Annotated in this window: 16 protein-coding genes; 8 read left to right on the forward strand and 8 right to left on the reverse strand. The window is 70.5% G+C overall.

Going from position 1 to position 11,708, the window contains the following annotated elements:
• The first annotated feature begins 5 nt into the window (after positions 1–5).
• The 3 genes from ACR2FV_RS13305 to ACR2FV_RS13315 are packed head-to-tail and all read left to right on the forward strand — an operon-like array spanning position 6 to position 1,354.
• The gene (locus tag ACR2FV_RS13305) at positions 6–302 is read left to right on the forward strand and encodes a DUF3099 domain-containing protein (RefSeq protein ID WP_434016176.1); all 297 of its coding nucleotides are present in this window, start codon (positions 6–8) and stop codon (positions 300–302) included.
• Positions 299–517, forward strand: a complete 219-nt coding sequence (locus ACR2FV_RS13310) for a hypothetical protein (RefSeq protein WP_434016177.1) — start codon at positions 299–301, stop codon at positions 515–517. Before ACR2FV_RS13305 ends, ACR2FV_RS13310 begins: the two co-directional genes overlap by 4 nt.
• Positions 518–523: 6 nt before the next feature.
• The gene (locus tag ACR2FV_RS13315; RefSeq protein ID WP_434016178.1) at positions 524–1,354 is read left to right on the forward strand and encodes an SURF1 family cytochrome oxidase biogenesis protein; all 831 of its coding nucleotides are present in this window, start codon (positions 524–526) and stop codon (positions 1,352–1,354) included.
• A 52-nt stretch (positions 1,355–1,406) separates the two neighbouring features.
• On the opposite strand, the gene ACR2FV_RS13320 is transcribed toward ACR2FV_RS13315, so the two are convergent.
• Positions 1,407–3,308 carry an ABC transporter ATP-binding protein gene (locus ACR2FV_RS13320; RefSeq protein ID WP_434016179.1) on the reverse strand — a complete coding sequence of 634 codons (1,902 nt, stop codon included), beginning with the start codon at positions 3,306–3,308 and terminating at the stop codon, positions 1,407–1,409.
• Between the two features lie 242 nt (positions 3,309–3,550).
• Positions 3,551–5,149 carry an ABC-F family ATP-binding cassette domain-containing protein gene (locus tag ACR2FV_RS13325; protein ID WP_434016180.1) on the reverse strand — a complete coding sequence of 533 codons (1,599 nt, stop codon included), beginning with the start codon at positions 5,147–5,149 and terminating at the stop codon, positions 3,551–3,553.
• Positions 5,150–5,263: 114 nt separating this feature from the next.
• Here ACR2FV_RS13325 and ypfJ point away from each other — a divergent pair, with 114 nt between their 5' ends.
• From ypfJ to ACR2FV_RS13340, 3 genes are read left to right on the forward strand one after another with little or no spacing between them, the layout of a single operon-like run.
• Entirely contained in the window at positions 5,264–6,187 is a 924-nt protein-coding gene (ypfJ, locus tag ACR2FV_RS13330; protein ID WP_434016181.1) for a KPN_02809 family neutral zinc metallopeptidase, read from the forward strand.
• Positions 6,188–6,208: 21 nt separating this feature from the next.
• Entirely contained in the window at positions 6,209–7,177 is a 969-nt protein-coding gene (locus ACR2FV_RS13335) for an NAD(P)/FAD-dependent oxidoreductase (RefSeq protein WP_434016182.1), read from the forward strand.
• A 52-nt stretch (positions 7,178–7,229) separates the two neighbouring features.
• Positions 7,230–7,490, forward strand: coding sequence for a type II toxin-antitoxin system Phd/YefM family antitoxin (locus ACR2FV_RS13340; RefSeq protein ID WP_434016192.1), 261 nt, complete (start codon positions 7,230–7,232; stop codon positions 7,488–7,490).
• On the opposite strand, the gene ACR2FV_RS13345 is transcribed toward ACR2FV_RS13340, so the two are convergent.
• A complete protein-coding gene (locus ACR2FV_RS13345) occupies positions 7,432–8,058 on the reverse strand; it encodes a hypothetical protein (protein ID WP_434016183.1) in 627 nt (208 codons plus the stop codon). The genes ACR2FV_RS13340 and ACR2FV_RS13345 overlap by 59 nt on opposite strands.
• A gap of 23 nt (positions 8,059–8,081) precedes the next feature.
• The gene (locus ACR2FV_RS13350) at positions 8,082–8,369 is read right to left on the reverse strand and encodes a hypothetical protein (protein WP_434016184.1); all 288 of its coding nucleotides are present in this window, start codon (positions 8,367–8,369) and stop codon (positions 8,082–8,084) included.
• Between the two features lie 116 nt (positions 8,370–8,485).
• Here ACR2FV_RS13350 and ACR2FV_RS13355 point away from each other — a divergent pair, with 116 nt between their 5' ends.
• Together ACR2FV_RS13355 and ACR2FV_RS13360 are read left to right on the forward strand one after the other, a co-directional pair.
• On the forward strand, positions 8,486–8,671 hold the full coding sequence (locus ACR2FV_RS13355) for a hypothetical protein (RefSeq protein ID WP_434016185.1): 186 nt from the start codon (positions 8,486–8,488) through the stop codon (positions 8,669–8,671).
• A gap of 18 nt (positions 8,672–8,689) precedes the next feature.
• Positions 8,690–8,827 (forward strand): hypothetical protein, encoded by a 138-nt coding sequence (locus ACR2FV_RS13360; RefSeq protein ID WP_434016186.1) that lies wholly within the window; start codon positions 8,690–8,692, stop codon positions 8,825–8,827.
• 262 nt (positions 8,828–9,089) lie between these two features.
• Here the strand turns inward: ACR2FV_RS13360 and ACR2FV_RS13365 are convergent, their stop codons facing one another.
• From ACR2FV_RS13365 to ACR2FV_RS13380, 4 genes are all read right to left on the reverse strand, one after another.
• Positions 9,090–9,719: an acVLRF1 family peptidyl-tRNA hydrolase gene (locus ACR2FV_RS13365; protein ID WP_434016187.1), complete on the reverse strand. Its 630-nt coding sequence runs from the start codon at positions 9,717–9,719 to the stop codon at positions 9,090–9,092.
• A 1-nt stretch (position 9,720) separates the two neighbouring features.
• Positions 9,721–10,047, reverse strand: a complete 327-nt coding sequence (locus ACR2FV_RS13370) for a metal-sulfur cluster assembly factor (protein WP_434016188.1) — start codon at positions 10,045–10,047, stop codon at positions 9,721–9,723.
• Positions 10,044–10,556 carry a Fe-S cluster assembly sulfur transfer protein SufU gene (gene sufU, locus ACR2FV_RS13375; RefSeq protein ID WP_434016189.1) on the reverse strand — a complete coding sequence of 171 codons (513 nt, stop codon included), beginning with the start codon at positions 10,554–10,556 and terminating at the stop codon, positions 10,044–10,046. Before sufU ends, ACR2FV_RS13370 begins: the two co-directional genes overlap by 4 nt.
• A partial coding sequence (locus ACR2FV_RS13380) for an aminotransferase class V-fold PLP-dependent enzyme (protein WP_434016190.1) occupies positions 10,556–11,708 on the reverse strand: 1,153 nt, incomplete at its 5' end. The genes sufU and ACR2FV_RS13380, both read right to left, overlap by 1 nt.

Below are 11,708 nucleotides of genomic sequence, written 5' to 3' on the forward strand. Positions count from 1 at the left end.
GAGGCATGCGCACTCCGCAACAGCCGCAGGCCGTGACCTCGGCCCCGCGCTCCCGGCAGGAGGATCGAGCCGGGCGTATGCGGACCTATCTGATCGCCATGACGTTCCGCATCCTGGCCTTCCCACTGTCCGTGTGGGCCCTGCTCAGCGGACACATCATCATCGGCTCGGCCCTGGCGGCGGCCGCAATCTTGATCCCGTCGTTCGCGGTGATGCTGGCCAACAACGTGGACCATCGGGGCAGCAACCAGGCACCCCGGTCCCCCGTGCGGGCACTTCCCCCCGGTCACGACCGGTCGTGACCCCAGGGGCCGATCTGGTCTGCAGCGCCAAGGGATGTCGGCAGGAGGCTACGCGAGCCGTGATCTGGCGCAACCCCCGAATTCACACCGAGCAGCGGCGCAAGGTGTGGGTGGCCTGCCCCGACCACGTGGAGCACCTGCGCACCTTCGTCGACCTTCGTGGCTTCCTGATCGAGGTGCTGGCCGTGGGCGAGCTGACTCCCGATGACGGCTGACCTGCGTTGTCCCTCCTGTCCACCCTGCTGACGCCGCGGCGGCTGCTCGCGCTGGCCCTGGCCGCGGTCTTCGCGGTCGTCGCGGTGCTGCTGGGCAACTGGCAGTACTCCCGGCACGAGGCGAAGGTGGCTGCCCGCGACCGCGTCGAGCAGCACTACGACGCGGAGCCCGTTCCGTTGACGAGCGCCCTGGCCTCGGCGGAGGATCCTCTGGGGCCCGCTCAGGACTGGACCCGGGTGGAGGTGACCGGGCACTATCTGGTCGACGAGCAGCTGTTGGTGCGCAACCGCCCGCACCGGGGAGTCTACGGGTATGCGGTGGTCGTGCCGTTCGTGCCCGAGGGCCCGGCCGGGTCCGGCGCCGAGGGCCGGGCTGCGCTGCTGGTGGACCGCGGCTGGGTCCGCAACGCCGCAGATGCCTCCACCCTGCCGGACGTGCCCCCCGTGCCGGACGCAGAGCTGACGGTCACCGGCTGGCTGCGGCCCGGGGAGGAGGATCTGGAGCGGGAGATGCCGGAGGGGCAGCTGGCCTCGATCAACCTGACAGAGGCCTCCCAGCGCACCGGCAACGAGCTCTACAACGCCTACCTGGTGCTCGATGCGGAGTCGGTGCCCAGCAGCGCCACCGCGCCGGAGCGCCCGGCCGCCGCCGACCCTCCGGACACCGGGCTGGGCACGCATTTCGCCTACGCCCTGCAGTGGTGGCTCACCGCTCCCCTGGGCGTGGTGCTGGTGGTGCTGCTGGCCCGGCGCGACGCCCGGGAAGCAGGCGGACCGGCGAACGACATACCCCGCACAGCCAAGCGCACCCGCATCTGGGACGACGAGGACGAGTGAGCCGACCCTGGTCGTGCCGACCGACCGGCCCGCGCGCCCCGGCGCTCGGGGCTCATTCCGAGCCGGTGCCCGCGCCGACCTGGACCGGGTCCGTGGCGAACTGGGTCTCGTAGAGCATCCGGTACATCCCGCCCTCGGCGAGCAGCTCCTCGTGCGTGCCACGCTGCACGACCTGGCCCGCGGCCAGCACGATGATGCTGTCGGCGTTGCGCACGGTCGACAGGCGGTGCGCGATGACCAGCGAGGTGCGGTCCTGCAGCGCCTCGTCCAAGGCTCGCTGGACCGCGGCCTCGGAGTCACTGTCCAGGTGGGCGGTGGCCTCGTCCAGCACGATGACGCTGGGTGACTTCAGCAGCAGCCGGGCGATGGCCAGACGTTGCTTCTCCCCGCCGGACAGCCGGTGCCCGCGGTCGCCCACGACGGTGTCCAGGCCGTCGGGCAGCCGCTCGATCAGGCTCCAGATCTGCGCACCGCGCAGCGCCTGCTCCATGTCCTGCTCGCTCGCCTCGGGCATGGCGTAGTGCAAGTTGGCCCGGATGCTGTCGTTGAACATGTGGGCGTCCTGGCTGACCACGCCGATGGTGTCGCGCAGCGAGGCCATCGTGGCCTCACGCAGGTCGACCCCGCCGATCCGCACGGTGCCCGCGGTGGGGTCGTAGAGCCGGGAGACCAGGGTGGTCAGCGTGGTCTTGCCGGCCCCGCTGGGGCCGACCAGCGCGACCAGCTGACCGGGTCGTATGTCGAGGTCCACCCCGCGCAGCACGGCGCTGCCGTCCGCGTGCTCGGCGCCGGGGCGCAGCTCCAGGGAGGACAGCCCCACGGTGTCACCCTCGGGATAGGCGAAGTCGACGGCCTCGAAGGTGATCCCGACCTGGCCCGGTGGGAGCGGCGTGGGGTGCTCGGCCTCGGCGACCAGCGGCTTGAGGTCGACGATCTCGAAGATCCGCTCGAAGGCCACCAGCGCGGTCATGATGTCGATGCGCACGTTGGACAGGGCGGTCAGCGGGCCGTAGAGGCGACTGAGCAGAGCGGCCATGCTGACCAGGGACCCGGTCGTCAGGCTGCCGGAGACGGCCATCGCGCCGCCGAGACCGTAGACCAGGGCGGTGGCCAGGGCCGCGACCAGCCCCAGGCCGGCGGCGAAGACGACCCGATTGACCGAGATGGCCACACCGGTGTCGCGCACCCCCTTGGCGCGCTCGGCATACTCGCTCGCCTCGGTCTCGGGCCGGCCGAACAGCCGCACCAGCAGGGCGCCGGCCACGTTGAACCGCTCGGTCATCCGACTGGCGAGCTCGGAGTTGAGGTTCATCTGGGTGCGCGTCAGCGTCGACAGCCGGCAGCCCATGAAGCTGGCCGGGACCAGGAAGATCGGCAGCAGCAGCACGGCCAGGATCGTGATCTGCCAGGACAGCGACACCAGCGCTATCAAGACGATGACCAGGGTCACCACGTTGCTGACCAGTCCGGACAGGATGGAGGTGAAGGCGGTCTGCGCGCCGATGACGTCGGTGTTGAGCCGGTTGACCAGCGCCCCGGTCTGCGCCCGGGTGAAGAACGCGATCGGCTGGCGCAGCACGTGCCCGAAGACCTCCTTGCGCAGGTCCAGGATCAGGTCCTCCCCGATCCGGGCGGAGAACCAGCGGGTGACCACGGTCAGCACGGCCTCGACGAGCGCCAGGACAGCGACCAGTGCCGCGAGGGTGTAGACGACGACCAGGTTGCCCGGGGTCACACCGTCGTCGATGATCCGCCCGAGCAGCAGCGGGGTGGCCACGACCAGCATCGCGCCGAAGACGGTGAGCACGAGGAAAATCGCGATCTGGCGCCACATCGGGCGGCCGTAGGCCAGCACTCGGCGCACCGTGTCGTCCCGGATCTTTCGCTCAGCCACCGAGCGGTCCCTGCTGAACGTGCGGTATGCCGGTCCCCTACTCATGCCTGGCATCGCCATCTGATCGCCTCCTGCGTCCTCGGCCCCTCAACGCCGAGCCGACCTGGGGCTATTCCGGCAGGTCAGGCACGCACCGTGCCTCAATCCGGGACGAGCCTCCCTCACCTCACCGCGTCGACCATCGGCCACGCGACCGTCGCCAGGCCCCACTGCCGACCGTTGTGCGCGCGGGCGCGCCCTGCGCACGCCACGGTGGCGCGCACAACGGTCGGTGGGCACGTGACCGTCGCTCGACCACGGGCTCAGGCGAGGGCGACCAGGTCCTGGTAGTCCTTGTTCCAGTGGTCCTCGACACCGTCGGGGAGCAGCAGCACCCGCTCGGGCTCCAGCGCGGACACGGCGCCCTCGTCGTGCGAGACCAGCACCACCGCGCCCTCGTAGTTGCGCAGCGCACCCAGCACCTCCTCGCGCGAGGCGGGGTCCAGGTTGTTGGTGGGCTCGTCGAGCAACAGCACGTTGGCAGCGGAGACCACGAGCATGGCCAGCGCCAAGCGGGTCTTCTCACCACCGGATAGCACCCCGGCCGGCTTGAGCGCGTCATCACCGGAGAACAGGAACGAGCCGAGCACCTTGCGGGTCGCGGTCTCGTCCAGGTCCGGCGCCGCGGACTTCATGTTGGCCAGCACCGAGCGGCTGGTGTCGAGAGTCTCGTGCTCCTGGGCGTAGTAGCCCAGCTTCAGCCCGTGCCCTGGCCGCACCTCACCGGTGTCCGGGTCATCGATGCCGGCCAGCAGTCGCAGCAGCGTGGTCTTGCCGGCACCGTTGAGGCCGAGCACGACCACCTTGGTGCCGCGGTCGATGGCCAGGTCGACGTCGGTGAAGATCTCCAGCGAGCCGTAGGAGCGGGACAGGCTCTCCGCGGTCAACGGGGTCCGCCCACACGCGGCCGGCGTCGGGAAGCGCAGCGCCGCGACCTTCTCGTGCGCTCGCTCGTCCTCCAGCCCGGCCAGCAGCCGCTCGGCCCTGCGGGCCATGTTCTGTGCGGCCACCGCTTTGGTGGCCTTGGCCCGCATCTTGTCGGCCTGCGCCAGCAGGGTCTGCGCCTTCTTCTCGGCGTTGTTGCGCTCCCGGTGCCGGCGCCGCTCGTCGTTCTCCCGCTGGGTCAGGTAGTGCTTCCAGCCCATGTTGTAGACGTCGAGCTGGGCGCGGTTGGCGTCGAGGTAGAACACCTTGGTCACGACAGTCTCAATGAGTGCCACGTCGTGGGAGATGATCAGCAGCGCGCCGGGGTAGGTCTTGAGGTAGTCACGCAGCCACACCACCGAGTCGGCGTCGAGGTGGTTGGTGGGCTCGTCCAGCAGCAGGGTGTCAGCGCCCGAGAACAGGATCCGGGCCAGCTCGACGCGCCGACGCTGCCCGCCGGACAGGGTGCGCAGCGGCTGGTCGAGCACCCGCTCGGGCAACCCCAGACTGCTGGAGATCGACGCGGCCTCGGACTCGGCTGCATACCCACCGCGAGAGGTGAACTCCCCCTCCAGCCGCGCGTAGCGGCTCATCGCCTTCTCCCGCTCCATCTCATCGGTGCTGGCCATCGCCTGCTCGGTGCGGCGCATGTCCCGCACCACCGTGTCCAGACCGCGGACCGACAGGATCCGGTCGCGACCGAGCATCTCCAGATCGCCCGTGCGTGGGTCCTGCGGCAGGTAGCCGACCCCACCCCCGCGGGTGATGGTGCCGCCCGCGGCCTCACCCTCCCCCGCCAGCACCCGGGTCAGCGTGGTCTTGCCCGCGCCGTTGCGCCCGACCAGCCCGACGCGATCACCCGGCGCGACGCGGAAGGACACATCGTCCATCAGCAGTCGGGAGCCCGCGCGCAGCTCAAGGCCGGAGGCAACGATCACGGGTGGTACTCCTGGTTCACAAAGAGGGTGGGTATGCCGATGCTCGCTCCGGGCGGCAGGGCTCCAGTGTACGGGGCAGTATGTTGATGGCCGCGCCGATTCCGAGGGAGCCCCATGACGTTTCGTGACGATGCCAGCCTCAGCACCGACCAGGTGCGCCGAGGTGGGCGCGGTGGCGGTATCGGTGGGCGTGGCGTCGCCGCCGGTGGCGGTATCGGTGGTCTGCTCATCGCCGTGCTCGTCTACCTGCACGGCGGCGACCCCTCCGGCCTGCCGGGCGGCACCGTCTCCGGCGGCCAGGTCGACTACTCCTCCCCCTACGTCAGCGACGCCGATGCGCAGAGCGGCACCTCCCAGGCGTTCCCCCAGTGCCGGACCGGCGCGGACGCCAACGAGGATGTCGACTGCCGCATGGTGGGCACGGTGATCAGCGTGCAGGACTACTGGAGCGGCGCCTTCAGGGACTACCGGGAGGCCCCGACGGTCATTTTCGACGGCTCGGTGCAGACCGGGTGCGGGGGCGCCGACAGCAGCGTCGGCCCGTTCTACTGCCCCGTGGACTCCACGATCTACCTGGACACCGGCTTCTTTGACCAGCTGGAGCGGCTCGGTGGTGACGGGGGCCCGCTGTCGCAGATGTATGTCGTGGCGCACGAGTACGGTCACCACATCCAGAACCTGACCGGGGTGCTGGCCCGCTCGCAGCAGGACCGGCAGGGCCCGGAGTCCGGTGCGGTGCGCACCGAGCTGCAGGCCGACTGCTTCGCCGGGGCCTGGGTGGCGCACGCCTCGCAGACGCAGGACGCCGACGGGGAGACGCTGCTCGAGCCGATCACCCCGGAGCAGATCGAGTCGGCTCTGTCCGCGGCCGAGGCGGTGGGTGACGACCGGATCCAGCGCACCACCCAGGGCCGGGTGGAGCCCGAGGCGTGGACGCACGGGTCGTCGGCCCAGCGGCAGCACTGGTTCATGGTCGGCTACGACACCGGTGACCCCCGGCAGTGCGACACCTTCAACGCCGCGAGCCTCGATGGCTGAGCCTGTTGAGAGGATGGCCACATGACAGCAGCGGACCCCGTGATCGTGATCGGTGGCGGGATCGCCGGCATCTCCTGTGCTCGTGTTCTGGCCGAGGCCGGGGTCGACGTGCAGGTGCTCGACCGGGGGCGCCGACTGGGCGGCCGGATGGCGGTCAAGAACATCGACGCGCGCGCGGTCGACACCGGCGCGTCCTACTTCACGGTCAGCGACGAGCGCTTCCAGGCTGTGGTGGACGACTGGGCCGCCCGCGGTCTGGCGCGCCCGTGGACCGACACCTTCGACGTGTTCGAGGACGGAGCACGCGCCGAGCCCAAGCAGGGCTCGCTGCGTTGGGGCGCTCCAGGTGGTCTGCGCGGACTGGTCGAGGATCTGGCTGACGGACTGGCCGTCGAACGGCATACCGTCACGTCCGTCAGTCGCGGATCTGGCGGTCTGCTCGTGGACGACCGGCCGGCGCAGGCGGTGGTGCTGGCCATGCCCGACCCGCAGGCAGATCGGCTGCTGAGCCCAGACCTGAGCGCCGAGGTCGCGCAGCTCGCGGACCCGTTCGAGCCGGTGCTGGCGCTGAGCGCCGGCTGGGCGTCGCGGCAGTGGGACGAGGCTTTCGACGGTGCCTTCGTGAACGGCGACGACCAGCTGGCCTGGATCGCCGACGACGGCCGTCGCCGCGGGGACGACGCATCCGTCCTGGTGGCCCACTCGACCCCGGCCCTGGCCGCTGAGCACCTGGAGAGCCCTGAGTCGGCGACGCAGCCGATGCTCCGGCGGCTGATGTCACTCATGGGGATAGCCGAGCAGCCGGAGTGGACCGACCAGCACCGATGGTCCTTCGCCCGTCCCACCGGCGCTCGGGACGTCGACCACCATCTCAGTGACGCGGGCATCGGCCTCTGCGGCGACGCCTGGTCGGACCGACCACGAGTCGAGGCCGCATACCTGTCCGGCGCCGCCCTGGCATCGGCTCTGGTGGGGCAGCTGCAACGCTAGTCGATCCCGGTAGCCGCGACGTCGCAGCGGCTACCGTTGTCCCGTGGCCTCTGTGAGCGTAGGCGAGCTGCGCCAGCATGCGGCAGCGCTCGTGCGTCGCGTCCATTGCGGCGAGCAGATCGAGATCACCGTCTCCGGGCGCCCTGCTGCCCGCCTCGTGCCCTGCTGGTCCGCCGCCGTGGCGCCGCTCTGTGCGGAGAATGCCGGCGCGTTTGCCGGGGCACCCGACCCGTATTGGCAGCGGGACCGCGACCTCATCGACCCGTCGCTTGGCGTCGATCCACAGTGCTGCTCGCCGTCACGATCAAGCTGAGCGCCGCCAAGCCCCACAGCCCGGTCGAGGACGACCACGAGGACAGCACCGCCCCCGCGGCCAGCGGACCGAGCGGGGTTGTCAGGGCGGAGGTCACGAACCGGACGCTGTGCAGCCGACCCCGTAGACCTATCGGCACCTCGTCGGCGATGTAGGACTGCAAGGACACCCGTCCGGTAGGGACAGCCGCCCACATACCAGCCAGCGCCGGACCGGTGACCAGTAGCGTGGGTGACCAGGCGATGACGGCCAGACCGAGGGTCCACAGGGCACCCTGGATCGCGAAGGCGGTCAGCGGTCGAAGCCGATCTCCCAGGACCGGGGCGATGGCCGAGCCGGCGAGCAGCCCGGCTCCCTGGATAGCGATGACAACACCGGCCTGCAGGGTGCTGCCCCGGCTGTTGAAGAGCTCCATCACGGTGAAGAACGATGCGGTGAGGACGAAACCCATGCCGGACAGGAAGACGATGCTGCGCAGCAGCACCGTGTCGGAGCGCACGACGTGGAAGCCGGCAAGCACCTCGTCGCGCCGAGCCCGACCGGGGGCGGTCCGATCCTCCTCGGGCACCCGCAGCGACGTGGAGATGCGCGTCAGCAGGCCCCCGACATGGCGAAGGTGAGCGCCGCGAACGCGAACGGCGCCCAGGTCGCGACAACGATCAGTGCCCCATCGACCACCGGTCCGACCATGGACAGGGTCGCATCGCGACCCTCGTTGGCCGACGACGCCGCCGACAGTCGGTGCCGCGGGACCAGGTCCGGCAGCGCAGCGCTCGACGCCGCACCGAAGACGGGTCGAGCCGTAGCTGGCGGCAGTGACCAGGCCGGCCCGGAACGGGTCGTCGAACAGAGCCAGCGCCAGCAAGCAATATGCGGCATACGTGCTCTGAGCACCGAGGACGGACAGCAGGCGTGCCACCCAGTACCACCGGAAGTCCGCTCCCGCCCGACGAGAGTACGATGAGGTGGACAGGCAATTCGATGAGGTGGATGCCATGCGGTCCGTAATCTGTAGAATCCGCGGTCATAAGTGGGAGCTGCTCAAGGACGTCGAGGCAGCGTCGATCGGGGGTGTGCATCAGGAGTGTCGGCGCTGCGGGAAGCAGCGGCTGACCTACCGCGTCAAGGACCGGGAGGCCGGCGCCACCCACGTGATCAACGACCACATGTGGCCCACCTGATCGTTCCGGTCAGGCAGCGTGGTTGGGCGGGTCGGCGATGAGGACCTCGTGCGCACCGACCCGCTGTGGACCCATCTGGGAGTCACCACGCTCCTGTGGATCTTCATCCCGTTGGCGATCGGCGTTCGCCGCGCGCTGCGAGCCGAGGTCAAGTGAGCGGCCGCTCAAACCAGAGCTGCTCGGCACCGAACTCGACGAAGCGGTTGACCTCGGTGAAGTCGAGTCGATGCAGCAGTGAGCCCGGACCACCTCCCCGTTCCGAGGGTCGCCCTCTTTCGCGGGGAGAGCGCCTTCGTGACACACAATCGCGCTGTAGCGCGATGTTGTGCAGCTGAGGCGATGGTCCGGAACTAGGCCGATGGTCTGGAGGTCAGGCCGACCCTGCTGCCGCTCACATCCCGCCTACTAGCGTCTCGCCTCACGGGGTGGGGTCGGTCAGGGTGAGCTGCACCGAGCGGGCGCGCTGCAGCGTCTTCTCCAGCACGACCAGCCGCGGGTCGGGCAGATCGTGGAAGGCGCGCTGAGGCAGCGCAGCCAGCCCCGATAGCCGGTCGACGGCGAGGACCTCGCGGACCAGCGCCTTGTCACCGCCCACCACGAGGGCGTCCAACCGCCCCTCCCCCAGCATCGCCTGCGCCCGCTGCGCCACCGAGCCCACCAGGGCATCCGCCTGGTTGGACCGGCGCCGGGCGAACCGCTGCTGACTCCACCCGCCGGCCGCGGTGCGCGACTGCACATAGCGGGTGCCGCACTTGTGCGCGACCAGCCGGTCCCCCTCGGCCAGCCCCACGGCATACCCGCCGCGGCGGACCAGGATCAGACCCAGCCGTGACGGCGCCGCCACCCACCCGGGCAGGTCGGGCGGCGGCGCTACGTCAAGCGGTGGGTTCCAGGACTCCATCCGGGCGGTGCTCCCGTCTGCACCGACCAGCAGGTAAGCGGTGTCGTCCCGCCCCCAGGTCACCGCACCGTGCCGGGTGGTGAAACCCTCGACCCAGCGGGTCAGCCGCTGCGGCGCGACCTCGACCCGACGGGGTCCGGAGGTCACCTCAGACGTTGAAGCCCAGGGCGCGCAGCTGCTCACGGCCCTCGGGGGTGATCTTGTCCGGACCCCAGGGCGGCATCCAGACCCAGTTGACCCGGTAGCTGGCGACCATACCCTCCAGGGCCTGCGCGGTCTGCTCCTCGATGACGTCGGTCAGCGGGCAGGCGGCACTGGTCAGCGTCATGTCGATGACGGCGTGCGCCTGCGCATCGACGGTCACGCCGTAGATCAGGCCGAGGTCGACGACGTTGATCCCGAGTTCGGGGTCGACGACGTCGCGCAGGGCCTCCTCCACGTCGGCGACGTTGGGCACGGCGGTGGTCTCACTCATTGGTCAACCTTCCTGGCAGTGGGGTTCTGGTCTACGGTCTCACGTTTGGCGGTGGCGGTGGCGATGTCGACTCCGGCACGGGCCAGAGCGTCGAGGTAGGCGCTCCAGCCCAGCAGCGCGCACTTGACCCGGGCGGGGTACTTCGCCACTCCGGCCAGCGCTACGGCGTCGCCGATCTGCTCGGCGTCGCCGGGGTCCTGCCCCTTGGAGGTCAACATCGCGTGCACCTGCGCGTAGGTGGCCAGCGTCTCGGCGACGGGACGGCCCACTGCTTCCTCGGCGAGCATCGAGGTCGCGGCGATCGAGATGCTGCAGCCCAGCGCGTCGTAGGACAGGTCGTGCAGCACCGCCCCGTCATCGCCGGCCGTCCAGTCCAGGTGGACCCGCAGGGTGAGCTCGTCGCCGCAGGTGGGGTTGACGTGGTGCACCTCGGCGTCGGCGTCGTCGCGTAACCCGGCATGCAGCGGGCGCTTGGAGTGCTCGAGCAACAGCTCACCGTAGAGGTCCATCAGGCGCTCACCCCGAAGATCTGCGGCACCCGGTCCAGCGCGTCGACGAACGCGTCGATCTCGGAGGTCGTGGTGTAGACACCGAAGCTGGCCCGGGTGGTGGCGGTCAGGCCCAGCCGACGGTGCAGCGGCCAGGCGCAGTGGTGTCCGGTGCGCACGGCGATGCCCTGGTCGTCCAGCACCTGGCCGACGTCGTGCGGGTGCACCCCGTCGACGGTGAAGGCGACGGCGCCGACCCGCCGCGCCGGGTCCCTGGGCCCGAGGATCTGCACCCACGGACGCTGCGCGAGACACTCCAACGCGTATGCCGTCAGGGCCTGGTCGTGCGCGGCGACCCGGTCCATCCCGAGCTCGTCGAGGTAGTCGCAGGCTGCGGCCAACCCGACCGCCTGCGCGGCGACGGGCACGCCGGCCTCGAACCGCTGCGGCGGCGGCGCATAGGTGGAGCCCTCCATCCGGACGACCTCGATCATCGAGCCGCCGGTCAGGAACGGCGGCATGGCCTCCAGCAGCTCGCGCCGCCCCCACAGCACGCCGATGCCTGACGGGCCGAGCACCTTGTGCCCGGTAAAGACCAAGAAGTCCACGTCCAGCTTGGTGACGTCCACCGGCAGGTGCGGAACGGACTGGCAGGCGTCGAGCACCACCAGCGCGCCGTGCTCGCGGGCAGCGGCGGCATACGGTGCGATGTCGTTGTGCGTGGCCAGCACGTTGGACACGTGGGTCAGCGCAAGCAGTTTGGTCCTGGCCCCGATCACGGTATGCGGCGAGTCCAGCTCACCGTCGTCGCTCACCCCGATCCAGCGCAAGGTCGCGCCGGTGCGTCGGGCCAGCTCCTGCCACGGCACCAGGTTGGCGTGGTGCTCCATCTCGGTGACCACGATCTCGTCACCCGGTCCGAGCCGCAGCCGGGCGGCGACCTCCGGGTCGGCGCCGGCGACCGCCCCCGGAGCGGCGGCGTTGCTGACGGCATACGCAATGAGGTTGATCGCCTCGGTGCCATTCTTGGTGAAGACGACCTCGCCGGGGTCGGCACCGACGAAGCGAGCGACGGTTGCCCGCGCGGCCTCGAACGCCTCGGTGGCCTCCTCGGCCAGCTGGTGCGCCCCGCGGTGCACCACGGCGTAGTGCCGGGTGTAGGAGTCGCGCTCA

The sequence above is a fragment of the Ornithinimicrobium sp. genome, from assembly GCF_051004135.1.
Taxonomy (GTDB): domain Bacteria; phylum Actinomycetota; class Actinomycetes; order Actinomycetales; family Dermatophilaceae; genus Ornithinicoccus.